We start from the raw sequence: 24,438 nt of genomic DNA on the forward strand, positions 1-24,438 counted from the left end.
GGTTCTATACGAGCCCATAGGGTTACTTTCTGGAAAAACGTTTTTTACGACGATAGGGAAATACATCCATGACTTCACCGTGATTTATAGCGTTCTGTAGCCCCTGCCAATAGTCTGCATCAAATATGTCGTAATGCAGCTCGTTAAAAACCGCTGCAACTTCTCGTCGACGACGACCTGCCAGGAAAATAATAAACTCTTCCGGGAAAACGTCTGCGGGAGAAATGGAGTACCAAGGCTCACTGGCCATCTCCTGTTCGATAGTTTGCGCTTCAGGAATACGCCGAAAGTTGCACTCGGTCAGATAGCAGATTTCATCATAATCATAGAAAACAACACGTCCATGGCGAGTTACACCAAAATTTTTGAACAACATGTCCCCTGGAAAAATATTGGCTGAAGCAAGTTGTCTGATAGCATTCCCATATTCACTGATAGCACTGCGGAGTTCTTCTTCGTCAGCATTATCAATATAAATATTTAGTGGCGTCATCCGACGCTCTACCCACAGATGTTTGACGATAACCTTATCTTCAGTCACCTCGACTGTATCAGCTGCCACTTTTAGCAGCTCTTCCAGGAGTTCATCAGAAAAACGAGACCGCTCAAAAATAAAGTTGCTGAACTCCTGGGTATCAGCCATGCGCCCTGCTTTATCATGTCGTTTAACCAGGCGATACTTCGCTTTGACTGTTTCTCGGGTCATATCCTTTGAGGGGTGAAACCGATCTTTGATGATTTTAAATACACTGTCCAATGACGGCAGAGTAAATACTGTCATCACCATTCCCTTGATTCCTGGTGCAATAACAAACTGATCGTCCGTCTGATCAAGGTGATCAAGAAAGTCCCGGTAGAATTCAGTTTTACCGTGTTTGTAAAACCCGAAAGAACTATAAAGTTCATAGACTTTTTTGGTAGGCAACAAACTGGACAAAAATCGAACGTACTCAAATGGAATCGGCGCTATGACCATGAAATAGGATCGCGTAAAACTGAAAATAACACTGACGTCATCCGGATCAAGGATCAGGGTGTCCACGTAAACACCCCCTTGCTCATTATTCAAAATAGGTAACACAAAGGGATTACTTTGACTCCCATCACCACTCAGGCTCCTGCCAACAATGTATGCCCCTTTGTTACGGAAAAATACGGTCTTGATTATTTCCAGCCGGGCCCCACTGTTCATCGGCATACCAAAATGAGGGTTGTCTCTCAGGTGGCGAACAATATTCCGGACATCCCGTCGTTTGTTTTCATAGGGAATGTTAAAAGCATAGTCATCAAGAATCTGAGAAATGAGTTTGGGCAGGTTGCCATTCAGAGAGTAGTGATTAATGATGCCTGTCTTAGGCGGCTCCCAACCTTTCGGGAGTGAAGTTTTGACGAATATCTTGGTATCGTCAATTTCCTTATGTCTGAATGTACGACAATAGATAGAATTAAAAAATGTCTCAGCCAGTTCCCCATGAGTACGACTGATAATAAGCTCAGTATATGCCAGCTTCGCTTGTCGCCAAACTTCAGTCGAGAGAGAGTAATTTCCAGCCTCTTTTTTAACCTGGGCTGTCACCAGACTCACAGAAAGGTCATATAAATCAACTCGATCAGTGCAGGCCTTCTGCATTCCTAACCAATCGGCTTGCTCAAATCGCCGTTGCGCGCCTGCTGAAATCTGCTCAAACTTTGTCCGGTATTCATCAAATCCATCAACGATCGACTGCGCAATCGCTGTCGCAATTGCTCTTGCATCTTCTTGAGGTAAGACATGCCCCATAACTCCACCCTCTTCCCTTACCCATGACACTGCGGCCAGGTTGATAATCACTCACAGGAAGCAGAATATAGTGAAGCGATAACAATAAACAGTATTCTGATGTCTTAAAAAGAGCAGCTAAAAGATCAGTCTTTTTTAAAAGCACTGATCTGATTTCTTTGGCAACGCGCAGCCTGTTCCGTCTGCAACTAAAATCCGCCTGATTAAGCCACAGAACTTGCCCCTTAAGCCACAGCGCCTAGTTTCTGCCACCCCGTTTATTAGCTGATCCAGTGCGATTTCCGTTTGATTTTTTAGTCGATCCAGAATTTGTTTTCACGCTGGTTCCAGTCTTCGCTCTGGTACTTTGCGTTGCTTTTTTTGGCCCATCGGTTCGAGCCTGATTTGCTTGCTGTCCAAGCTTGCCTTTAGACACATAAGAATGACGACGCCCCTTGGCAGCACCTGACCGATTACTCTTGCCAGCGGCTCCGGGCGGTACCAATGCATGAGGCCCGCGACCAATCAAATCCCGCCGCCCCAGACGCAATAATGTCTCTCGAATAAGTGGCCAGTTTTCCGGGTCATGGTAACGTAGTAAGGCTTTATGCAAGCGACGCTGACGCGCTCCTTTAGGTATAGTCAGCTGTTCTGAAGAACGTTTTACTCGCTGTAAAGGGCTTCGGCCACTGTGGTACATGGTGGTCGCATTGCACATCGGGGAAGGAATAAAGTTCTGTACCTGATCCAGTTTGAGATTATTTTCCTTCAGCCATATGGCAAGGTTTAGCATATCCTCATCTTCTGTTCCCGGATGGGCAGAAATAAAATAAGGAATCAGGTACTGCTTTTTCCCGGCCTCTTTCGAGAATCTCTCGAACATTTTTTTGAAGCGATAGTAAGTTCCCATACCCGGTTTCATCATCAAAGACAGAGGGCCCTCTTCTGTGTGCTCCGGGGCAATTTTCAGATAACCGCCAACATGATGATTAACCAGTTCACGCAAATATTCCGGATCTTCCACCGCAAGATCATAACGCAGGCCAGAGGCTATCAATATGCGTTTAACACCCGGCAGCTTTCTCGCGCGTCGGTAGAGCTGGGTCAAATGACGATGATCGGTTTTCAAGTTCTCGCAGATACCCGGATGAACGCAGGATAGCCGACGACAAGCAGACTCAATTTTTTCGTCCTTACAAGCCAGCCGGTACATATTTGCTGTAGGCCCACCCAGATCTGAAATTGTTCCGGTAAAACCAGGTACTTTATCCCGTATCGCCTCAACCTCTCGAATAATGGAGTCTTCAGATCGATTCTGGATAATCCGTCCTTCATGCTCAGTAATTGAACAGAAGGTACAACCTCCAAAGCAACCGCGCATAATGTTTACAGAGAAGCGAATCATCTCATAGGCTGGGATTCGTGCATTTCCGTAACTGGGGTGTGGAACCCTCGCATAAGGCAGATCAAATACCCTGTCCATTTCTTCGGTCGTCAGCGGTATCGGAGGCGGATTAACCCAAAGATCCCTGTTTCCATGACGCTGAACCAGAACCCGTGCATTACCAGGATTGGTTTCCAGATGCAAAACCCGCGAAGCATGGGCGTAAAGCACAGGATCTTCCATCACCTGCTCATAGGCAGGCAATCGAATACAGATATCCTTCCTGCGTTTTGCATGAGGCTCTATTCGAAGAACCTGAGGTTGCGCTTCAGCAACCTCTTTGACTCCCTCCCCTGATTCGCAGGCTGCGTTTTCATAGGCATAAGGGTTTGGTATGGGCATTAACTTGCCCGGTAAGTCCACATCACTGGAATCGATGATACTCCACCCACCGGGAAGCTGAGAACGCATCACTGCCGTTCCACGGATCATATTCAAGGTTTCAATCGCTTCTCCATCAGCCAGGCGGTGAGCAATTTCAATCAGTGCCCGTTCGGCATTTCCATACAGCAACAGATCAGCTTTGGCATCAGGAAGCACGGATCTGCGAACCTTGTCAGACCAATAGTCATAATGGGCAATACGTCTCAGGCTGGCTTCGATCCCTCCAAGAATCAGCGGAACATCTTTATAGGCTTCCCGGCAACGTTGAGCGTAAGCCACCACCGCGCGATCAGGACGCTTTCCTCCCTCGGCATCGGGAGTATATGCGTCATCATGGCGTAAACGGCGTTCTGCAGTATATCGATTGATCATGCTATCCATATTACCGGCAGTAACCCCATAGAACAGGCGGGGCTTACCCAAGCGCATAAAATCCTGCTTATCTTTCCAGTTCGGCTGCGCAATAATCCCTACTCGAAAGCCCTCTGCTTCCAACATTCGACCGATAACAGCCATGCCAAAACTGGGGTGATCAACGTAAGCATCCCCGGTAACCAGTATCACATCACACGCATCCCATCCCAGCGTATCCATTTCCTCTTTGGACATGGGAAGAAAAGGAGCAGGCTTAAGGGGCCTGTATTGTGTATAGGAATTTAAAGGTCTAGCCGCTTGCATGAAGATGTACCGATTTTTGAAGGGACTGTATCTGAGAAACAGTTTTGAAAAAACTGTTCTAAAAAGAGTGCCTGGAAAATATGCCTGAGCGGTGCAGTATACCTGAGAAAAGAAGTCGGATAAACAAACAGCCGTCGGACTGGAACCATAATTGCTGAGCCGCAGCTTTGGAAAAGTTAAGTGATAATACTCTGATGGAAGCTGTTACTTAAGAGCAGCAAAAAATAACCGATTCCCATCTATTGCTTTACGTCAATTATCTTCAACGCAAGATTCAAAACCATTATCTTTTTTCCAAAGACTAGACTAAAGTTGACATCGATTTAATAACTTCCAGTCACGGGAAATAAGGATTAAGACATGTCTGATTACCCCACTCTAACTGAAATGGGTATTGCGGAGGACAGCATTGACTCCGTATACAAATACAGCCTTCGTCAGGAAGGCCTCGAAGACGTCCTGAAGGTATACTTTAAACGTGGGAAAAAATCATTCCTGCCTAAAAGCAAAAAATTCAAGTTTGGCCGGGCGGCCCACACAGTTCGAATCGACAGTAGTCAGGACAAGTATCAGGAAGTTACAGAAATGTCTCCTTTTCTGATGAAGGCTATTGATGAACTTCACAAGCTGGTTCAACATGAGCATGAAATTACCGATGTCAAGGAACGCCTGCTTACTGACATTGATCACCTGGAAAAAGTTCTGGCCAACAAGATTCGCGACCTGCGTGAAGATATTGCGAAATTGAAATAACCATCAATATCGGTGTAATCAGGATTGTCTGTATCGAGCCAACAGCCATGCGGCGGTTATTAGACCCAAGCTGCGGATCTTGGCTCTTGCAGCACCTTTCAAAAACCACGGATTCGCAACGCCAACGACCGTTCAAAGTGTGCGTAGTAAACGCTTCATCCGCGATAAAGTGGCTTGTTGACTCCCCTCTCCATTGGAAGAGTAATTCGATGAGTAAGTAGCTTGCGTATACAAATCTGTTAACTCCTCCATTTCAGAAGCCTTGTCCGGATATTTTTTGATTAATCGTTGCAGGTATTCGCCAGCAGATTCTCCCGGCATCCGTCTGATACCCTTAGCAGCCATTCTTTTGCAGAACTTCAGATAAATTTGTAGCAGCGGATCGCGGGAATGACCCCGTCGATTTAAGAACAGCAGTCCAGCAAGCCCTAGCAGCACCAGTGTGGTTAACAGCACCATAATGAGCCCCAGCTTTTTGAAGTCTACAGGCCCCAGTAACCTGGAAAGAAAATCAGCCTGTAGTTTAGCATCGTAGCCTAACACTGACCGATGCCAGGCAAAGTTGACGTAATCCCAAGCAAAGCGAAACTGCGTCAGCCAGTTGATACTCCGGTAGCGGAGCGGTGACAACACAGAGTCTTCAAGAAAACTCTGCTCCTCAGAAAGCGCTTCTTCTACCCCCTGCTCAACCCGGGAGGGGGCTATCACTGCCGTGGGATCGGCTCTTTTCCATCCTTGCCCCGGAAGCCATACTTCTGCCCAGGCATGGGCATCGAATTGATGGACCAGCAAATGCCCACCGAGAGGATTAATCTCTCCTCCTTGATAACCCGCTACAATTCGTGCCGGAATGCCGGCAGAACGCATTAGATAGACAAAGGCACCGGCATAATGGCTACAAAACCCCTGCCTGGTCTCAAATAAAAACTGATCTATACGGTCGCCGGTCAAGCGCGGAGGCCTAAGCGTGTAGCTGAAGGTTTTTTCTGAAAAGAACGTTAAAACCTGAGTAACGTAGCTGCTTGCCGTCTTTGATTGCTTAAGTAATCTTTCTGCGAGCTGTCGGCTACGAGGATTTCCTGTTTCGGGGAGCTGCAGATTTCGCTGAGCCAACCACCGGGGAAGGCTGGTATCAAGACTAAATCTGAGATCTGAGCTAACCGAATAGCTGAACGGTTGGCTTATCGGAGTGTCAGACAGCAATCGAAAATCACGACTAAAACCAACACGCCTGTTTTCACTGCGGGCGGCCGGCAGTGCAAACAACCAACGTTTATCCGTAGGTTCCATAATGACACGGTATCGATACTGATCTCCCTGAAAGCGGACACTCGCCTGCCAGGGAATTCCTTCTCCGTTAAAGCCAGCCACCATCGGTTCGCGATCCATCAAACTTTGCTCATTATTGGATACTCCACGACTCCAGGTCGCGCCATCATAGTGATCCAGAACCAAGCCTCGCCAATATAGCTTGGAGGTGTCGGGTATACTTCCCTCAAATTCCACTCTAAAAGCAAGCTCTGGTGACCGACTAAGCTCAGCAATATCTCCTGGTGTAATGCGATCACTTAATCCCGTTTTTGCCCGACTCCCACTCAGATCCAATGACCAAAGGGGTGCAACACGCGGAACAAACACAAATAAAACCAACATCAACGGTATACTTTGAAGCAGAAGCTTAAAGGCCCGACGGGCTGTTCGCTTGGGATCAGTCTGCAAAGGTGTCTGATTCAGGCCGATTAATGCCGCCGTAACCATAAAGCAAACCAGCAACAAATAGCCCGCACTAAGCATTGATTGAGTATAAAAAAACGCCGTAGCGACCACAAAGAACCCGAGTACAACGACTGTAAACGCATCCTTACGGTTATGAGTTTCAAGTAATTTGAAGCAAAATCCCAGAATTAACAGCGCAGTACCTGCATCGGGCCCAAACAGAGTTCCATAATGCCCTAAAACAGCCGCAAAACTGGAAAATACCAACAGTGCTTTTATCCATCGACCAGGCAGTTTCCAGCGGCTACGATAAACCATAATTCGCCAGCTACCGCATAACAAACAGACCGCGATTACCCAGAGTGGCAACCGGGAAAAATGAGGAGCAATACCGGCAAACATTGAAGCCAACAGCCAGACCAGACTATTTCGTGGAATCGGCTGACTATTCTCCATCATTCAGCCTCACCGACGTTTACCCGTTTATGATCCAAGTCTCCCAGACCATAGCAAGCTAGCCTCTCAAGACATTCACTGCGGTGCAGCTCTCCCCTTGCTGGACGAATTTCAACACCGGGTAGACGGAGACCAAACGTTCGCCCCTCATCACTGAGCTGAGTAACCCAATAGCAGAGCCGGGACAACCTTTCTTCAATTGCTAAACCCGCAAAGGCCTCCCAATCCAGCCAGTGTTCATGATCCTCCTGACCGACAAAAACTTTTGAGTACATATCCCCGGTACGTGCGTACGTTTTCCAGGCGACATTACGGGGACTATCCCCAGCAACATATGTTTTCAGTCCATCAAAGTCATCACTACCCTCATGTAACAGACGCTCACCATCCAAACCTGCGCCTTCATTTCGTCTTGGGTAGTCATTGATTCTGGGCTTTGGATAAACCAGACAGCTTGTATCAAGGTCAATCCAGCTCCAGGCTCGCAGCAAACCGAGGGGGAAACGGGTTTCAATCTTTAATCGCGGCGGTGAATAATACCCTCTCTGGTTTACCGGTAATAACATCCGCACTGATAACTCTTGATCACCTATCAGATTCACTGCCTGGGGCTTACCCTCCCCCCAGTAAAACCAGATAGCCTCATAGTCCTGCTCGCCTTCAGAATTCAGGTTAAGGGTAAATACCGCCTCTTCCCCGACAAAAGCATTCTGGCTACGCCCAGCGCTGATTTGAAGCCCTGACAGGTTGCCATAAGTATGCAGAATGGATACAAGAAATAGACTTACCAACAGAAAAGAAACACCAAGAATCAGGCTGTTAGCATAGTTTATCCCGCCCACGAAGATAGCGGCCAGCATCAACAGAAAACCGATACCGTCTCGCGTAGGAATAATAAATATTCGCTGCTGGTTTAATGTTAAAGAACGAGTCTTCGGCGATCGCCGTTCAAGCCAGCTTTCAGACCAGCTGTTCAACAGTTGTTTTGGGCGTTGCAATAAGGCAATCATGGTTGCGCTCCTGCTACTCCAATACGTCTACAGCGTCTATTAACTGCCTGGTTAAGGTGATACCCCTATGGCCACTATGACCTCGTCCACCTCTCAAACGATGCTCTGCCACACAGGGCAGTACCTGTTGAACATCTTCAGGGATAACATAATCCCGTCCTTCAATCAGCGCCCAAGCCCTGGCACTGCGAACCAGAGCAAGTGCGCCTCGAGGAGAAAGGCCGAAATCAAAATCACTGCATTGGCGACTGAAATGCACTAAGCGCTGAACATAATCCAACAGGGGATCAGCAACCAAAATAGATTCGACACGCTGCTGAATTAGCCTTAACTGGTCTAAACCCAGTATTTGCTTTAATTCCGAAATACTCTCTCTTGGATTACTTCCTTGAAGTATTCTACGCTCTGCCTCATGAGCAGGGTATCCAAGTTCGATGCGCATCAGGAAGCGATCCAGTTGCGACTCAGGCAGAGGAAAAGTTCCGGTCTGACTGATAGGGTTTTGAGTAGCAATCACAAAAAAAGGGACAGGCAAAGGATGAGTCGTACCGTCAACTGAAACCTGACGCTCTTCCATGGCTTCCAGCAATGCGCTTTGTGCTTTCGGAGTAGCCCGGTTGATTTCATCAGCAAGCAACAGCTGAGAAAAAACAGGCCCTGGCTGAAACTCGAAGCGCTGTTCCCGACCATCAAAAATAGGAGCCCCGATAATGTCTGCCGGTAAAAGATCACTGGTGAACTGAATACGCTTAAAACTGAATCCAAGAACCCCTGCCAGCGTATGGGCCAAGGTAGTCTTTCCCATACCGGGAAGATCTTCTATCAAAAGATGCCCATTGGCGAATAAGCAAGCCAATGCCAGTCGCACCTGATGAGTCTTACCCATCACCACGGTTTCAACTTCAGAAACCATGGCATTAATCAAGTCATGGTAGTCAGAACTGTCGTGAGATGGCTGCTCAATTGATTTGATTGAAACGTCTTGCTTCCGACCATAAATACCGTTGAGCATATTAATTCCAATCCTTGATTAAATTCTAATTTTAGACAGCATAACTCTGCGGGCTGCGGCTAATCCATGACCTAGCGCAGCGCTTCTATCAGTTGTTGCTGCGTGAAGGCCAAAACCTCCAGGGACTCCTTACGCCCTCTGACACTAACCTGGTACTGGCCAGCCCCAGCCAGCCCAACCCCTCCTCGCTCAGCGGTAATTCTGGATACCACTAACGGAACGGTATGGACTTTAGTCTCTGCCTCCAGCCGAGCTGCAATATTTACTGTATCGCCCACGGCGGATACGATCGGCGTTAACGGAGGTCCCATGGTTCCGACGATTGCTTCACCACTGTGTATGCCTATACCGACTTTAAGCGGCGCATCAAGTTCAAGATTCAGGCGATTATTTAAACGTTCCAACTCAGCTAACATTGCCGCAGCACCGCTAATGGCCTCTCGACAGCCTGTCGCCAAATCTGTTTCCAGACCATACAGAGCCATCAGTCCATCGCCATTAAATTGAGCGTAGTGGCCATTTGTTTGAGCAAGAGCACTCACCATTGCTGAAAAAAACTGGTTGAGTATAAATACCACATCATAGGGCAGACGCAGCTCCCCTAAAGCGGTTGAACCTCTGAGATCAACAAACAACACTGCAACCTGTTGCTCCTTCCCTTCAACTCCCCCGGGTTTTCGCACATAATCCGAACTTCTTTCCGGTGGAATCAACGGCACAATACTAATATCCTGGTCTACATGAAGCTGACAAGCCAGACGAACATTAGGATCAGCCTTTATTCCAGCCAACGCATTGTTCTCCTCCATTTCCGCAGGCTGCAAATTTTCCTGCCCCCCTATAACCCTCACTCGACAGGTCGTACAGCGAGCCCGCCCGCCACAAACAGATGAATGGGGAACACCCGCCTGCCTCAAAGCTTCCAAAAGGGTAGCTCCGACGGGGGCCTTCAAATTACCCGCAGTGGGATGAACAATATTTACTGAGCCAAATTTTACCCGGTACCTCACTCGCAGGTACCGGGCCAGGACCACCAGGAGAACAGATAAAACGAAAATCAACCACATTGTTGGTTCGATACCCTGGATCAGCTCCATCTGCTGAGGGTACAGCTCATTCAGACTGGCAAAACGTTTTTCAAGATCGATCTTACCGACTTCAAACGATACACGAACAAAACCCAGTAGTGCGAGAATAGGAAGTAATGTGGCCAATAACTGCCAAAATGGTAACCATCGAACATAGGCTGGCTTCAGTCTTAACCAGTAATGCAATCCGATTAATAAATGTCCCCATACCACGATAACCAACAAAGTTTGCTTGGTCACCAAGCCAGCACTTGACCATATCGCTCCAATTACCACCTCGTAATCCACACTAACATCCAATATCCCGGCAACGGCCCTGGTTCCCACCACATGACTGAAAATAAGAGGAGGGATACTAAGTCCAAGAAGCAGCTGCATCATCTCCCAGGTGGGCAGCTTTAATGTATTCCGACGATAGAGAGAACTCAACGCAAGACCAAAATGAGTCAGTACAGAACCATAGAGTAAAAAGGTCGACAGGGGATAATGCCAGAAAGCAACAAAGGGCTTCCGATAAGCTTCCATCCACGCCAGAGATATAAGCCCAAGGCTATGATTTGTCAGGTGCAATATCACAAATAAAGCCATCACCAGACCAGTGGCAAGACGCAGTTTTTTCTCCATTCTAAATCCTTACTTGGGTGATCGTCTGCTTTCCAATCAGATCTGTATCAATTCATTGGGGACCCTAAAACCCATTGAATAAACGGCAAGCTGTAAACCTTAACTCCCCCCCTTCTTTTTTCATCCCCCTGTATATGGTTTGCAACCAGTGTGTGGTCTCAATAACCGGTTGTTGACAACCGCCAGCAGTAAAGCTCCCCATCGTTATACTTTTTGGGACTCGGATATTCTTTCAGTGAAGATAACGGTATAAATAACATCAATGAGTAGTTTCCCAGTATATTTATTAACGATACTGGTGATCTCTTCAAGGAAAGGTCTAGAATTAATCCGCCAGTTACAGACAAGGTCGGCGATATACAACTGGCCTTAAAAATTTTTCACATGGAATAAGTATGTCTGAAGAACTCGATAAATACTTGGAAAAGATGGTGGAACTTGAGGGTGCTGATTTATTTCTGTCAACGAATGCGCGTCCAAGTTCAAAAGTACACGGAAAGATGGTCCCTCTCGCTGATGACGTTATGGTCAGAGGCCGTATTAAAGAGATAGCATATGCGATTATGAACGAGAAACAGATCAGGGAGTTTGAAGAACGACCTGAAATGAACCTTGCTTTATCGAAACCCGGCCTGGGCCGCTTCAGAGTTAATATCTTTCGGCAACGGCATGAGTACTCCATGGTTATTCGTTCCATAGCAACAGAAATACCGGACGCAAAATCTCTGGGGCTCCCCAAGGTCCTCAAAAACTTAATCATGGAAAAACGAGGACTTATCCTGTTTGTAGGTGGCACTGGCTCAGGCAAATCAACTTCCCTTGCATCATTGATTGATCACCGAAACAGAAATAGCTCCGGCCACATCATAACAATCGAAGACCCTGTCGAATTCGTCCATTCCCATAAGCAATCAATAATCAATCAACGTGAAGTGGGAGTCGACACCCTTAATTATGAAGACGCGCTTGAAAATACTCTCAGGCAAGCTCCGGACGTCATTCTGATTGGTGAAATACGTAGCGCAGAAACAATGGAATATGCACTTGCGTTTGCTGAAACAGGACATCTTTGTCTCTCCACCTTACACGCCAACAACGCCAACCAGGCTCTGGGGCGAATAATCAACTTCTTCCCTCAGGAGCGACACAATCAACTGTTTCTTGATCTTTCACTAAACATGAAAGGAGTGATATCACAGCGACTGTTACCGACTAAGGATGGTAAAAGAGCCGCAGCCATAGAGGTACTGTTAGGCTCGCCCAGAGTTAATGACATGATTAAGCACGGAAGAATAGATGAGATAAAGGAAGTGATGGAAAAATCAGCGAACCAGGGTATGCAAACTTTTGATATGGCGCTTTTTAATCTCTGGAAAACCGGCAAGATCAAAGCTGAAGACGCACTGAAGAATTCCGACTCGAAAACAAATCTGGCACTGAAAATGCGACTGGCGGCACAAAAGAAACCCGAAGCTGGAGCAACCCCAGATGGACAAAGTGATGAAAGTGAGCAGCCCGATCAGGCATCAGCACCTAAAATGGCTTTATCGTTGGAAATGGATGATGAAGACGATAAAGATGATTCCAATTCAACCCATGATGATCCTTCGTCAACTAACGGCTAGATCAGTTGACGAAAATACCTTAATAGAGGAGATTTCAACGGGGTTATGCACTAGACTGACTGAATAATAAGTAAGACTATAACCTCAGAAATAGGGCCACAAATGCTGGATAGGGACAAATGGATCCTCGAAGTAAAGCAAAGCACGATCTCCCTGGATAAATGGCAGGATACCGTTGATCTGCTGGCCAGGCTATTCCACGCGCCCTCCTGCTTTGTGTTACAGTTCAATCAGCAGGGTTATCAAATTGCCATCAGCAGTCAACAGGAAAGCAACCCTTATCTAAGTGGAAACCTTATCCCTTCTGATAGCAATACTATCCACCGTCAGGTTATCAATGATATTCGTGAGCTTTATGTTCCCAATGCTCACGCTTTCAATAGTCACGCATCTGAAAGGACTGGTGAGCAGACTTGCTGGTCCGGATTCCCTGAAATTGCCGAAGAAGGATTCGTTTCCTATCTTGGGTTACCGCTACTGTGGCCCAACGGCATTCCTTTTGGCGTGCTCTGCATAATGGATTATCGTGCCACCGAATACAGGGAACCCTATTTCGAACTGATCAATTCCTTTAGAAATCAGATTGAATCAGATCTTCAACTACTGGTCAGTGAGCACGAACTAAATCAGCTGAGTCTTACCGACGATTTAACCGGGATTTATAACAGACGAGGCTTCGACACTCTCGCCCAATATAAACTCAGCGTTGCCAAGCGTTATGGACACACCTTTGGGCTGATGTATTTTGATCTCGATAACCTTCGCTCAATCAACGATCAACTTGGCTATGAAACGGGAGACCAGGCTATTATTGCTTTGGCGAATGCCTTGGGAAGCGAGCTGCGCGATTCAGATATTGCGGCCCGTATCGGTGATGACGAATTTGCGGCTTTGGTCTTTGTTAGCCAGTCGCAGGATCTGGAAAATATTGCCGTCCGTATTCAGAAAAAACTCAACTTGTTAAAACAATGCAGAGACAGCTTACCTCCCATCACCACAAGTGTTGGAGCCAAGTGTTATCAGGCAGATACGGAGCTGGATATTTCAACCATGCTATCCGAAGTAGATAGGATGATGTTCAACATTAAACACCAGAAGAAATTAGCCTCGATGTCCAATCTGTCACCAAGGCATTAGCTTAGTAATAATCAGTTATACGCTTAATCTATGGACCCAATCCACTTCTGGCCTTTATTGATTGCGATCCGCTCCAGGGAAATTACTTTAGTGTATATTTCCCTGCAAAGCGGTTGTACCGGTATCAGATATTCGCGATTCGATTAAGACCGGCTATTGCAGCAATACGGAAAGCTTCAGCCATCGTAGGGTAGTTAAAGGTTGTATTCACGAAATACTTGATAGTATTCGCTTCACCTTCCTGATTCATAATGGCTTGACCGATATGAATTATTTCCGATGCCCGGTCACCAAAACAGTGGATTCCCAGAATTTGCAGGGTTTCTCGGTGAAACAGAATCTTCAACATGCCAACAGGTTCACCGTATATCTGTGCCCGAGCAATATCTTTAAAGAAAGCTTGCCCCACTTCATAGGGTACCTTAGCCGCAGTCAGCTCCATCTCCGTCTTACCAACCGAGCTGATCTCAGGAATCGTATAAATGCCGGTGGGTACTTCAGCTACAAAATGAAAATCTTCAGCCTTTAGCATATCCGTGCTGGCTGCTCGGCCCTGGTCCAACGCTGCGGAAGCAAGACTAGGCCAGCCCACAACGTCGCCCGCAGCATAAATTCCCTCAACAGGGGTCCGATAATGATCATCGACTTCCAGTTGTCCACGCCCATTAGGAACCAGACCTATTTTTTCCAGTCCCATATTATCGGTATTACCGGTACGGCCATTACACCACAGGAACGCATCCGCACGAATCTTCTTACCCGACTTAAGGGTCAACAAAACGCCGTGATCATCCCCTTCGATGCTTTCATATTCTTCATTATGGCGTATCGTGCAGCCGTGATTTCGCAGATGGTAGCTCAACGCATCGGATATCTCATCATCCAGGAAGGACAGCAAGCGGTCACGGTTATCGATGAGATCAATCTTGACTCCCAGCCCGCCAAAAATAGACGCGTATTCGCAGCCAATAACGCCAGCACCGTAAACGATGAGTGTTCTGGGCGTGTGCTCGAGCTCTAAAATAGTATCCGAGTTGTATATGCGAGGATGATTGAAGTTAACGTCATCAGGAGAATAGGGTCGTGACCCGGTAGCAATAATTACATTTTTTGCCTTCAAAACATCTTCATTGCGGCTGGAATGAGAGACTCTGATAGTGTTCGCGTCGTCAAAACGCGCAGTACCAAAATAAACATCGATACGATTACGGGCATAAAAACCAGTTCGCATCATCACCTGATTGGTGATGACTTTTTCAGCACGCTTCAATACCTTCGGGAAAGAAAACCAACGAGGCTCACCAATATCCCGGAACATAGGGTTGGTATTAAATTCAATAATCTGCTTGACGGAATGACGTAATGCTTTTGAAGGAATGGTTCCTTTGTGAGTACAGCCCCCACCAACTTTATCATGGCTTTCAACGACTGCTACACGAAGCCCTTTTTTGGCGGAATTCATGGCAGCACCTTCACCCGCGGGCCCGGAACCAATTACAACTACATCGTACTCGTAAACCGCCATCTAAATCCCCTAAGTTTTGTCCGCAGGTCCTTGCAACCTGGTTATATCTGTAGAATCACTACGCCACAAAGCCCCTGAAATCAGATGCCCGGGGGCCGAAAGTCAGGCTACTTGGTTTTAACTGACTATTTAGTTTTAACTGACTATTTAGTTTTAACTGACTATTTAGTACTACCTGACTATTTAGCTTTAACTGAACTGAGTTCATAGCCTAAAGCGTTAGCGTCCATCGACTCTTCCTGTTCATTTTCATTTTCACATTTGTCAGGATCATCACCGCAAACGGGACAAATATAATCCTTTTCACCAAGAGCTGCTCCGACCCCCCCACAAGAGCCCTTTATCGGTTTACGTCCCATAATGACACCCACGGACATAGCGAGAATAAATATGGCCAGCACGACTACTGCTAGAATTACAGTTTCCATCGGAATACCTCACTGTATTAAAAACGGTTCAAATTCTGGTGTGATTATCTCTGCGAACCCTTGCTCTTGCTTAACAAGAAACAAAGCTGGCAGTTTCATCGACTTTGCCAAAGCCAGTCCTTTTTCTTCCCCTAAAACCATTAACGCTGTCGCTAAAGCATCAGCACGGCCACAGGAAGGGTCTAAAACTGTTACCGATGCCAGTCGATGCCGAATAGGCTTACCGGTAGTTGGGTCGATAGTATGAGAATAGCGTACGCCATCTTGCTCGAAGTAGTTTCGGTAATCTCCAGAGGTAGCGATAGCCGTGCCCTCTACCTTGATAACTTTCTGGATATCCCTGGTCTCGACAACGGGACTCTCAACAGCTATACGCCAGTTTTCTCCAGAAGGCTTTCTGCCCTCAGCTCGCAACTCCCCTCCTACCTCCACCAGGTAGGCAGAAAATTGACTTCCCAGCGTATCTGCGACCGCATCGACCGCATATCCTTTAGCTATGGCAGAAAGGTCCAGATAGGCATCCTGATGTTTAAACAATGATGGTGGTGTCTGCCTGACCTCTATCTGGTCGTAGCCCACTTGAGTCAGAAGGTTATTAATCTGTAGTTCTGTAGGAGCTTTTGATATGACTTTGCCCGGCCCAAACCCCCAGAGGTTTACCAATGGCCCCACAGTCATATCAAAAGCACCCTGAGTTTCTTGACTGATTGTCAATCCCAAAGCCACAACTTTCGCTGTTTCATCAGTCACATCAAACCACTGTCCGGGTTTTGACGTATTAAAGCGACTCAATTCTGAGTCTTTACGATAAGTCGACATCCTGGACTCAATTCGGTCCAGTACAGCCTGAACGTTACTTTTCAGTCCTTGCTGATCGAAATCCTTCGGTGCGACAACTTTAACCGAGTAGCTGGTTCCCATGGTGGCACCAGACACCGCATGAATAACCAGTTGCTCTGAAGAGTTACTGCAGCCGCTCACTGCCGAACCCACCAGCACTGTTACAAAAACAGTAGCCAGCAGCCCGACAATGACGGCTGCGAATTGACGAATAATCAACAAGGCTGGTTAGCCGCCGAAGTCATCAAGTAAGATGTTTTCACGCTCAACACCCAGATCTTCCAGCATTTTGATAACTGCTGATGTCATCATCGGTGGCCCACACATGTAGTACTCGCAATCTTCCGGAGCTTCGTGATCCTTCAGATAGTTCTCATATAATACGTTGTGGATAAAGCCTGTGTAACCATCCCAGTTATCTTCTGGCAAAGGATCTGATAGAGCCAGATGCCACTTAAAGTTTTCATTTTCGGCAGCCAGTTTATCAAACTCTTCACCATAGAACGCCTCCCGCATTGAACGGGCACCGTACCAATAAGAGATCTTACGGCTGGATTTGAGACGCTTCAGTTGATCGAAGATATGTGAACGCATGGGAGCCATACCAGCACCACCACCGACGAAGACCATCTCCGCATCGGTCTCCTTGGCGAAAAATTCCCCGAACGGACCGTATACAGTCACCTTGTCGCCAGGCTTCAGACTGAAGACATAGGAAGACATCTTACCGGCTGGCAGATCATCACGCCCTGGAGGAGGTGTCGCAACACGGATGTTAAACTTAACCACACCGCGCTCTTCCGGGTAGTTAGCCATAGAATAAGCACGAATAACCGTTTCGTCGACTTTGGACACATAGCGCCAGATGTCAAACTTATTCCAGTCATCGTGATATTCCTCATCAATGTCAAAGTCCTTGTAGGCAGCGACATGTGGAGGACATTCAAGCTGAACATAACCACCAGCACGGAAGTCTACGTTCTCACCCTCAGGCAGACGCAGGGTCAGTTCCTTGATGAAGGTTGCCACGTTAGGGTTGGAATCAACCGTACATTCCCATTTCTTAACGCCGAAGACATCATCTTCGACTTCTACTTTCATGTCCTGCTTAACCGCTACCTGGCAGGACAGACGCCAACCTTCACGCTTCTCACCTTTAGTGAAGTGACCCTCTTCGGTTGGCAGCATCTCGCCACCACCCTCTTCGACAATACACTTACACTGAGCACAGGTACCGCCGCCACCACAGGCAGAGGACAGGAAGATGCCCTGACCGGCCAGAGTCTGCAACAGCTTACCACCGGCTGGAGCTGTGATCGATTTCTCAGGATCACCGTTTATGTCAATTGTCACGTCACCGCTGCTAACCAGCTTGGCGCGGGCGAACAGAATCACCGCTACCAGAGCCAGTACTACGGCGGTAAACATGATCACACCGAGTATAATTTCCATGTTCGTTTAACCTTTACTGAATCGCACACCGCACAGCTTAAAGCTGTACCCCAGAGAAGGACATGAAGCCCAGGGACATCAAACCAACAGTAATGAAGGTGATACCCAGACCGCGAAGGCCGTGAGGCACATCGCTGTACTTCAGTTTCTCGCGGATACCTGCCAGTGCAGTAATCGCGAATGCCCAGCCAAGACCGGCGCCTACACCATAGACGATGGACTCGCCAAAGTTGTAATCACGCTCAACCATGAACAGAGCCGCACCCATGATGGCGCAGTTTACGGTGATCAGCGGCAAGAAGACCCCCAGCGCGTTGTATAGCGCAGGAACATACTTATCAAGCAGCATCTCAAGAATCTGCACAATCGCTGCGATAACACCGATATAGGAGATCAGACCCAGGAAGCTAAGATCCACCTCCGGCAGACCTGCCCAGGCCAACGCGCCGTCAGCCAGGAAAGTCGTGTAGATCAGGTTGTTCACCGGTACGGTAATGCCCAGCACGAATACTACGGCAATTCCCAGGCCAATAGCGGTCTTGACCTTCTTGGAGATGGCGATAAAAGTACACATCCCCAGAAAGAAGGCGAGCGCCATATTCTCGATAAAGATCGAGCGAACAAACAGACTAATATAATGTTCCATAACTCAATCTCCCCTTACTTGCTGTTGGGTGCCAGAGTAAAGTCAGGCTTTTCAACCTGCCCTTTCTTCCAAGCACGCAGAGCCCAGATCATCAAACCAATGACGAAGAAGGCGGATGGAGGCAACAGCATCATGCCGTTGGCGACATACCAGCCACCGTTATTCACCAGCGAGAAGATCTCGATGCCAAACAGGGAACCGGAACCGAACAACTCTCGAACAGTACCCACAAAAATCAGTACCGCAGAGTAGCCCAAACCATTACCGATACCATCCATGAAGCTGATGCCAGGGGCATTCTTCATAGCAAAGGCTTCTGCGCGGCCCATAACGATGCAGTTGGTGATAATCAAACCAACGAATACCGACAACTGCTTGGATAGCTCATAAGCAAAGGCTTTCAGCACCTGATCAACCACAATTACCAGAGAGGCGATGATGGTCATCTGTACGATAATCCGAATATTGTTCGGAATATGGTTACGAATAGCAGCAATAAACAGGTTGGAGAATGCAGTTACAACCGTTACCGCAATACCCATAACCAAAGCCACGTTAAGGCTGCTGGTTACCGCCAATGCAGAACAGATACCGAGGATCTGCAGAGCGATGGGGTTGTCGTCAACAATAGGTTTCGTTACGACTTCTTTCATCTTGGACATGATTACACCTCCCCTGCGCGCAGTTTAGCCAGAAACGGTGCATAACCGTTCTCACCAAGCCAGAACTTAACCAGGTTGGTTACACCGTTGGATGTCAAGGTAGCCCCTGCCAGACCGTCAATCTGATGCGCGGCATTCTTGCCCGCAGGATCAACTTTGCCTTTAATCAGGCCGATTTCAGCATTTTCGAAATCGTCACCATAGACTTTCTTGCCTTTCCAGACAGCCTTCCAGCTTGGATTGTCAACTTCTCCACCCAGCCCTGGAGTCTCTGCGTGAGAGTAGAAGCCAAGACCAACTACAGTGTTAAAATCACCTTCCAATGCCATAAAGCCATACAGTGTAGACCAGAGTCCCTTACCGTGAACGGGCAGGATCAGCTTCTCGATCTCGTCACCACTTTTGACCATATAGACAACCTTGTAGCGAGCATGCTGCTTGATACCGGCAATGTCTTTATCACCCAGAACAACAGCCTGAGCGGGATCTTTCGCCGCTTTCTGCTCGTCATAGGTCAGAGGGTCAATACCTTCTGCCCAAGTGCCCGTTGTCATATCCAGCACCTTGGCTGTGACGTTAGCATCGAACAACTCATCAACTGTCTTATTTGGGTCGTTAAGATCGGCTGCGGCAAGGATATTGGTCTTACGATCCAAAGCCTTGTTTGCCAACTGTTGAGGTTTCAACGCTACGGCGGCGGCGGAGACGAAAACCGCACAGACCACACAGAGTGCAACCGAAACCTTCAGCGTCTTGGAGATCGTATCGTTATTAGCGGACATTACGTAACATCCTCCGTTTAATGTTGGCTTCAACCACAAAGTAGTCGATCAACGGCGCAAACAGGTTGGCAAACAGAATCGCCAGCATCATACCTTCCGGGAATGCAGGGTTGACCACACGGATCAGCACGACCATCACTCCTACCAACCCACCGAACCACCACTTACCGGTGTTGGTCATTGAGGCAGAAACCGGATCTGTCGCCATAAACATCATACCGAAGGCAAACCCACCGAGTACCAGATGCCAGTAGAACGGCATATTCAGCATCGGATTAGTGTCAGAGCCAATCATGTTGAATAACAAGCTCATAGCAACCATACCGACGAAAACACCGGCAACGATACGCCATGCAGCGATGCGGAACAGCATCAGCAAGCCACCACCGATAAAGATCATCAGCGTGTTAACTTCACCGACAGAGCCCTGAATATTCCCCAGGAAGGCATCCATCCAGGTGATGTTGTTAGCCAGAATTTCTTCGACACCGCCAGCTGCGGCAAGACCCAGAGGAGTTGCGCCGGAGAAGCCGTCAACAGCGGTCCAGATTGCATCACCGGACATTTGGGCAGGGTACGCGAAGAAGAGGAATGCACGCCCGGTCAATGCAGGGTTGAGGAAGTTTTTACCTGTGCCACCAAAAACTTCCTTACCAATCACAACACCGAAGCTGATACCCAGAGCCACTTCCCAAAGAGGGATAGTTGGAGGCAGGATCAGTGAGAAAAGAATAGAAGTAACGAAGAAACCTTCGTTGACTTCATGACCTCGCTTCATGGCGAACAGCACTTCCCAGAAGCCACCAACAATAAAGGTGACTGCATAGATCGGCAACCAGTACACGGCACCGTAAACCAGATTATCCCAGATACTGCTGGAATCATGTCCGGCAAAGGTATCAATGATAGCTCCACGCCAGCCTTCAGCTTCGGTCAGACCAAGAGCGGCCATTGCTTCGTTGGCCTGAAAACCAAGATTATACATACCGGCAATAACTGCGGGGAATGTACACATCCACACCAGGATCATCATTCGCTTGAGATCAACCATGTCGCGAACGTGAGAAGCACTTTTAGTAACGCTGCCCGGTGTGTAGAAAATGGTATCAGCCGCTTCATAGAGGGCATACCAGTTTTCGTATTTACCGCCTTTATGGAAATGCGGCTCCATGTTATCGAGAATCTTACGAATACTCATCATCAGCCCTCTTTCTCAATCTGGGTCAGATTGTCACGAAGAATCGGACCATACTCGTACTTGCCGGGGCAAGCATAAGTCATCAGTGCCAGATCTTCTTCGTCCAACTCCAAGCAACCCAGAGCGATAGCTGCATCCATATCACCGCAAACCAGTGCACGCAGCAGCTGAGTCGGCAAGATATCCAAAGGCATCACTGTTTCAAACTGCCCTACTGGAACCATTGCCCGTTCAGAGCCATTGGTGGTGGTCGTGAAGTTAAACAGTTTTCCGGCGCTCAGTTTACTGCTGACAATATTCAACAGAGAGTGCTTTTCAGCACCCGGTGCAACCCAGCCCATAAACTCACGTTCACGGCCTTCCAGCAACACGCTGATCTGGTTCGCATAGCGGGACAAATAGGCAAAAGGACCTTCCGCTGTGCGCCCGTTAAACACGGAACCGGAAATAACACGGTTATCTGCATCCTTGATCAGACCGGCCACCAGCTCATCAGTATTGGCACCCAGGCGAGTGCGAATCAGACGGCCATCGGGGACCTGTGGGCCAGCCAGGGCGACAACACGCTCCACTGGAAGTTTGCCGGTTGTGAACAGTTTGCCGAAGGCAATCACATCCTGATAACCGATATGCCATACAGTCTTGTTCTCGCTGACAGAGTCCAGAAAGTGGATATGGGTTCCGACGTTACCTGCAGGATGAGGCCCATCGAATTCTTCAGCTGTTGTTCCCATAGGGGCTGGAATCTCAGCACCCGGAGCCTTACAGACGAAAACAGAGCCTTCAGATAGTTTGGTCAGCAGTTTCAGACCGGTTTCAAAGCTTTCTTTCTGCTCAGCAATAATAACCGCTGGATCGGCAGTCAATGGATTGGTGTCGATTGCCGTCACAAAAATGGAACGTGCGGCAGATTCGGGAGCAGGAACTTTACTGAAAGGGCGAGTGCGCAGAGCTGTCCAGAGTCCGGAGTCAACCAAATTCCTTACAACATCAACACGGTCCAGCTTCTCCAGCTCAGATATTTCATATTTTGCGAATTCTACAGCCTCATCGCCATCCACATCGATCACGACAGATTGCAGGACACGCTTTTCACCACGGTTTATAGCAGATACCACACCGGCAGCCGGTGCGGTGTACTTAACACCTGGCGTCTTCTTATCGGAAAAAATCACCTCACCGAGCTTCACTCGATCACCAACACGGACAGCCATGGTAGGTTTCATACCCACATAGTCAAATCCGATAACGGCAACCGAGCGCACTTCAGGGCCATCTACGATGGTCTGACGTGGTGCACCGGCAATAGGTAGATCCAGACCTTTTTTGATCTTGATCATACGCCTCACCCAATCACGAATAACTTTACTTTCAGATTCCCGAATAACAACATATGTCGGCTAGCGACACATGCTTGACAAAAGTCACCTGAGAACCCGCCAAAAAACCGCGTAATTATATAGACTGAATGGTTTTTTTTCCACTCAACCAATGGATAATTGGCGGACTATTTCGAGGGAAAAAGGATGATTATCTGGTATTTGATTAAATACCCAGCAATTTCAACGCGCAGTCGCAAAAGACTCTCTTAAACTGTCAATTATAAAAACCACCCACAAAAAAAGCCGCTGAAGTCAGCGGCTTTTTTGATCTGACAATAATTGTGAAATCAGCCTTCGATAGGGTAGGCCTTCAGAGTCGAAAGCGTAACCTGCTGCAACAAGCGAAGCACCTGACAGCTATAACCGAATTCATTGTCATACCAGACATAAACAACACAGGAGTCACCGCTCGCAATGGTAGCCAGACCATCAACAATACCTGCAGCACGGGATCCGACAAAATCAGAGGAGACAGCCTCAGGAGAGTTGCTGTAATCAATCTGCTTCTGCAACTCAGAGTGCAGAGCCGCATTCCGCAAGAAGTCGTTCAACTCATCCTTGGTCGTAGCCTTCTCCAGATTCAAATTCAGAATCGCCATTGATACATTCGGCGTTGGAACACGAATTGCGTTACCGGTCAGCTTACCTTCCATTTCCGGCAGCGCCTTAGAAACAGCCTTGGCGGCCCCCGTTTCAGTCAAAACCATGTTAAGACCTGCCGCACGACCACGACGATCGCCAGAATGATAGTTATCAATCAGGTTTTGATCATTGGTGTAGGCGTGGACAGTTTCAACATGACCGTTTTTGACACCGAACTGCTCATGAAGCTTTTTCAACACAGGGGTAATGGCATTGGTTGTACAGGAGGCTGCTGACAAGATGCGATCGTCGTCAGTAATATCCTTGTTGTTAACCCCCATTACAATATTCTTAACACCCTTGCCCGGTGCAGTCAGAAGCACACGCGACACACCATTGGCACGTAAATGCAATGACAGACCATCGTGGTCACGCCACTTGCCGGTATTATCCACGACAACAGCATTACTGATCCCGTATTGAGTGTAATCAATGGTGTCAGGCGCATCAGCATAGATCACCTTGATCATGTTGCCGTTGGCAACAATAGCACTGTTTTCTTCATCTACGGAGATAGTTCCCATAAATGAGCCATGCACGGAGTCACGACGAAGTAAACTGGCGCGCTTCTCCAGATCACCGCCCTTGCCACGAACAACAATGGCGCGCAGGCACAGATTCTGACCACCGCCTGTTTTTTCAATCAATAAACGGGCCAGCAAACGACCGATTCGGCCAAAGCCGTACAGCACCACATCTGTAGGCTGAGCTTCATCGCCATTCTTCTTGGCTCCAGCCAGTTCTTCGTTCAGAAAATCCTCAAGAGTACGCCCCTCGCCTTCTTTCTTGAACTTGACAGCCAGCTTACCAATATCGACATGAGCACGCCCTAAAGCCATTTTATCAATAGCTTGCAGTACTGGATAAGTATCCGTAACGGATAACTCCTCACCCTCGACCTGGCGCACAAACTTGTGTGCTTTCAGAATGTTAATCACGGAACGTTTAACAACAACCTTGCCGAATACAGAAGTCTCAACTTCAGAATCACGGTAAAGACGTCCGATGATTGGGATCATCGATTCCGCAACAGCTTCACGCTCTTTCCAATCAGCGAAGATATTTTCTCGACTCACAGGGTCACTCCAATGTCGTCATCAATAGATTTGGAGCGCGTATTATGCGCTATTTGACCTTAGCCCGGCAAACCCATTTTTGTATACTTTAGGTGCACCGCAACACAATGACTCCTAAG

Annotated in this window: 19 protein-coding genes; 3 read left to right on the forward strand and 16 right to left on the reverse strand. The window is 47.7% G+C overall.

Translation table 11 applies throughout. The features are described 5' to 3' along the window. Positions 1-22: 22 nt before the first annotated feature. Together aceK and BGP75_RS11550 are read right to left on the reverse strand one after the other, a co-directional pair. Positions 23-1,780 (reverse strand): bifunctional isocitrate dehydrogenase kinase/phosphatase, encoded by a 1,758-nt coding sequence (aceK, locus tag BGP75_RS11545; RefSeq protein WP_076718761.1) that lies wholly within the window; start codon positions 1,778-1,780, stop codon positions 23-25. A gap of 238 nt (positions 1,781-2,018) precedes the next feature. Continuing rightward, positions 2,019-4,265 (reverse strand): YgiQ family radical SAM protein, encoded by a 2,247-nt coding sequence (locus BGP75_RS11550; RefSeq protein ID WP_076718762.1) that lies wholly within the window; start codon positions 4,263-4,265, stop codon positions 2,019-2,021. A gap of 360 nt (positions 4,266-4,625) precedes the next feature. Between BGP75_RS11550 and BGP75_RS11555 the strand changes: the two genes are divergently transcribed. Next, the gene (locus tag BGP75_RS11555; protein WP_076718763.1) at positions 4,626-5,018 is read left to right on the forward strand and encodes a DUF3461 family protein; all 393 of its coding nucleotides are present in this window, start codon (positions 4,626-4,628) and stop codon (positions 5,016-5,018) included. Positions 5,019-5,150: 132 nt separating this feature from the next. Here the strand turns inward: BGP75_RS11555 and BGP75_RS11560 are convergent, their stop codons facing one another. The 4 genes from BGP75_RS11560 to BGP75_RS11575 all read right to left on the reverse strand — a co-directional run bounded on the left by BGP75_RS11560 (position 5,151) and on the right by BGP75_RS11575 (position 10,924). Continuing rightward, on the reverse strand, positions 5,151-7,193 hold the full coding sequence (locus BGP75_RS11560; protein WP_083704766.1) for a DUF3488 and transglutaminase-like domain-containing protein: 2,043 nt from the start codon (positions 7,191-7,193) through the stop codon (positions 5,151-5,153). Further along, entirely contained in the window at positions 7,190-8,200 is a 1,011-nt protein-coding gene (locus tag BGP75_RS11565; RefSeq protein ID WP_076718765.1) for a DUF58 domain-containing protein, read from the reverse strand. Before BGP75_RS11565 ends, BGP75_RS11560 begins: the two co-directional genes overlap by 4 nt. Positions 8,201-8,213: 13 nt before the next feature. Then, the gene (locus BGP75_RS11570; RefSeq protein ID WP_076719293.1) at positions 8,214-9,113 is read right to left on the reverse strand and encodes a MoxR family ATPase; all 900 of its coding nucleotides are present in this window, start codon (positions 9,111-9,113) and stop codon (positions 8,214-8,216) included. Positions 9,114-9,283: 170 nt separating this feature from the next. Then, positions 9,284-10,924, reverse strand: coding sequence for an adenylate/guanylate cyclase domain-containing protein (locus BGP75_RS11575; RefSeq protein WP_076718766.1), 1,641 nt, complete (start codon positions 10,922-10,924; stop codon positions 9,284-9,286). Positions 10,925-11,319: 395 nt separating this feature from the next. Between BGP75_RS11575 and BGP75_RS11580 the strand changes: the two genes are divergently transcribed. Together BGP75_RS11580 and BGP75_RS11585 are read left to right on the forward strand one after the other, a co-directional pair. After that, a complete protein-coding gene (locus tag BGP75_RS11580) occupies positions 11,320-12,549 on the forward strand; it encodes a PilT/PilU family type 4a pilus ATPase (protein WP_076718767.1) in 1,230 nt (409 codons plus the stop codon). Positions 12,550-12,651: 102 nt separating this feature from the next. After that, the gene (locus BGP75_RS11585; RefSeq protein WP_076718768.1) at positions 12,652-13,686 is read left to right on the forward strand and encodes a sensor domain-containing diguanylate cyclase; all 1,035 of its coding nucleotides are present in this window, start codon (positions 12,652-12,654) and stop codon (positions 13,684-13,686) included. Between the two features lie 124 nt (positions 13,687-13,810). Here BGP75_RS11585 and sthA read toward each other — a convergent pair whose 3' ends face one another. The 10 genes from sthA to BGP75_RS11635 all read right to left on the reverse strand — a co-directional run bounded on the left by sthA (position 13,811) and on the right by BGP75_RS11635 (position 24,319). Further along, positions 13,811-15,211 carry a Si-specific NAD(P)(+) transhydrogenase gene (gene sthA, locus BGP75_RS11590; protein ID WP_076718769.1) on the reverse strand — a complete coding sequence of 467 codons (1,401 nt, stop codon included), beginning with the start codon at positions 15,209-15,211 and terminating at the stop codon, positions 13,811-13,813. Between the two features lie 179 nt (positions 15,212-15,390). Further along, positions 15,391-15,639: a (Na+)-NQR maturation NqrM gene (gene nqrM, locus BGP75_RS11595; protein ID WP_076718770.1), complete on the reverse strand. Its 249-nt coding sequence runs from the start codon at positions 15,637-15,639 to the stop codon at positions 15,391-15,393. A gap of 9 nt (positions 15,640-15,648) precedes the next feature. Continuing rightward, positions 15,649-16,701: an FAD:protein FMN transferase gene (locus BGP75_RS11600; protein ID WP_076718771.1), complete on the reverse strand. Its 1,053-nt coding sequence runs from the start codon at positions 16,699-16,701 to the stop codon at positions 15,649-15,651. A 6-nt stretch (positions 16,702-16,707) separates the two neighbouring features. Next, the gene (gene nqrF / locus BGP75_RS11605; RefSeq protein WP_076718772.1) at positions 16,708-17,931 is read right to left on the reverse strand and encodes an NADH:ubiquinone reductase (Na(+)-transporting) subunit F; all 1,224 of its coding nucleotides are present in this window, start codon (positions 17,929-17,931) and stop codon (positions 16,708-16,710) included. A gap of 37 nt (positions 17,932-17,968) precedes the next feature. Beyond that, positions 17,969-18,577: an NADH:ubiquinone reductase (Na(+)-transporting) subunit E gene (gene nqrE / locus BGP75_RS11610; protein WP_076718773.1), complete on the reverse strand. Its 609-nt coding sequence runs from the start codon at positions 18,575-18,577 to the stop codon at positions 17,969-17,971. A 14-nt stretch (positions 18,578-18,591) separates the two neighbouring features. Then, complete coding sequence (locus tag BGP75_RS11615; RefSeq protein ID WP_076718774.1) at positions 18,592-19,239, reverse strand: NADH:ubiquinone reductase (Na(+)-transporting) subunit D; 648 nt, start codon at positions 19,237-19,239, stop codon at positions 18,592-18,594. Between the two features lie 2 nt (positions 19,240-19,241). Continuing rightward, positions 19,242-20,021, reverse strand: a complete 780-nt coding sequence (locus BGP75_RS11620; RefSeq protein ID WP_076718775.1) for a Na(+)-translocating NADH-quinone reductase subunit C — start codon at positions 20,019-20,021, stop codon at positions 19,242-19,244. Next, positions 20,011-21,219, reverse strand: a complete 1,209-nt coding sequence (locus tag BGP75_RS11625) for an NADH:ubiquinone reductase (Na(+)-transporting) subunit B (protein WP_076718776.1) — start codon at positions 21,217-21,219, stop codon at positions 20,011-20,013. Before BGP75_RS11625 ends, BGP75_RS11620 begins: the two co-directional genes overlap by 11 nt. A 2-nt stretch (positions 21,220-21,221) precedes the next feature. After that, positions 21,222-22,559 (reverse strand): Na(+)-translocating NADH-quinone reductase subunit A, encoded by a 1,338-nt coding sequence (locus BGP75_RS11630; protein ID WP_076718777.1) that lies wholly within the window; start codon positions 22,557-22,559, stop codon positions 21,222-21,224. A 329-nt stretch (positions 22,560-22,888) separates the two neighbouring features. Next, complete coding sequence (locus tag BGP75_RS11635; protein ID WP_076718778.1) at positions 22,889-24,319, reverse strand: glyceraldehyde-3-phosphate dehydrogenase; 1,431 nt, start codon at positions 24,317-24,319, stop codon at positions 22,889-22,891. Between the last annotated feature and the right edge of the window lie 119 nt (positions 24,320-24,438).

Origin of the sequence: Motiliproteus sp. MSK22-1 (assembly GCF_001968815.1) — a bacterium.
Classification (GTDB): domain Bacteria; phylum Pseudomonadota; class Gammaproteobacteria; order Pseudomonadales; family Balneatricaceae; genus Motiliproteus.

What these genes read in the sequence shown, in the direction of transcription:
- aceK (WP_076718761.1), bottom strand. Translation starts at nt 1,780, where the DNA reads ATGGGGCATGTCTTACCTCAAGAAGATGCAAGAGCAATTGCGACAGCG.
- BGP75_RS11550 (WP_076718762.1), bottom strand. Translation starts at nt 4,265, where the DNA reads ATGCAAGCGGCTAGACCTTTAAATTCCTATACACAATACAGGCCCCTT.
- BGP75_RS11555 (WP_076718763.1), top strand. Translation starts at nt 4,626, where the DNA reads ATGTCTGATTACCCCACTCTAACTGAAATGGGTATTGCGGAGGACAGC.
- BGP75_RS11560 (WP_083704766.1), bottom strand. Translation starts at nt 7,193, where the DNA reads ATGATGGAGAATAGTCAGCCGATTCCACGAAATAGTCTGGTCTGGCTG.
- BGP75_RS11565 (WP_076718765.1), bottom strand. Translation starts at nt 8,200, where the DNA reads ATGATTGCCTTATTGCAACGCCCAAAACAACTGTTGAACAGCTGGTCT.
- BGP75_RS11570 (WP_076719293.1), bottom strand. Translation starts at nt 9,113, where the DNA reads ATGGTTTCTGAAGTTGAAACCGTGGTGATGGGTAAGACTCATCAGGTG.
- BGP75_RS11575 (WP_076718766.1), bottom strand. Translation starts at nt 10,924, where the DNA reads ATGGAGAAAAAACTGCGTCTTGCCACTGGTCTGGTGATGGCTTTATTT.
- BGP75_RS11580 (WP_076718767.1), top strand. Translation starts at nt 11,320, where the DNA reads ATGTCTGAAGAACTCGATAAATACTTGGAAAAGATGGTGGAACTTGAG.
- BGP75_RS11585 (WP_076718768.1), top strand. Translation starts at nt 12,652, where the DNA reads ATGCTGGATAGGGACAAATGGATCCTCGAAGTAAAGCAAAGCACGATC.
- sthA (WP_076718769.1), bottom strand. Translation starts at nt 15,211, where the DNA reads ATGGCGGTTTACGAGTACGATGTAGTTGTAATTGGTTCCGGGCCCGCG.
- nqrM (WP_076718770.1), bottom strand. Translation starts at nt 15,639, where the DNA reads ATGGAAACTGTAATTCTAGCAGTAGTCGTGCTGGCCATATTTATTCTC.
- nqrF (WP_076718772.1), bottom strand. Translation starts at nt 17,931, where the DNA reads ATGGAAATTATACTCGGTGTGATCATGTTTACCGCCGTAGTACTGGCT.
- nqrE (WP_076718773.1), bottom strand. Translation starts at nt 18,577, where the DNA reads ATGGAACATTATATTAGTCTGTTTGTTCGCTCGATCTTTATCGAGAAT.
- BGP75_RS11615 (WP_076718774.1), bottom strand. Translation starts at nt 19,239, where the DNA reads ATGTCCAAGATGAAAGAAGTCGTAACGAAACCTATTGTTGACGACAAC.
- BGP75_RS11620 (WP_076718775.1), bottom strand. Translation starts at nt 20,021, where the DNA reads ATGTCCGCTAATAACGATACGATCTCCAAGACGCTGAAGGTTTCGGTT.
- BGP75_RS11625 (WP_076718776.1), bottom strand. Translation starts at nt 21,219, where the DNA reads ATGAGTATTCGTAAGATTCTCGATAACATGGAGCCGCATTTCCATAAA.
- BGP75_RS11630 (WP_076718777.1), bottom strand. Translation starts at nt 22,559, where the DNA reads ATGATCAAGATCAAAAAAGGTCTGGATCTACCTATTGCCGGTGCACCA.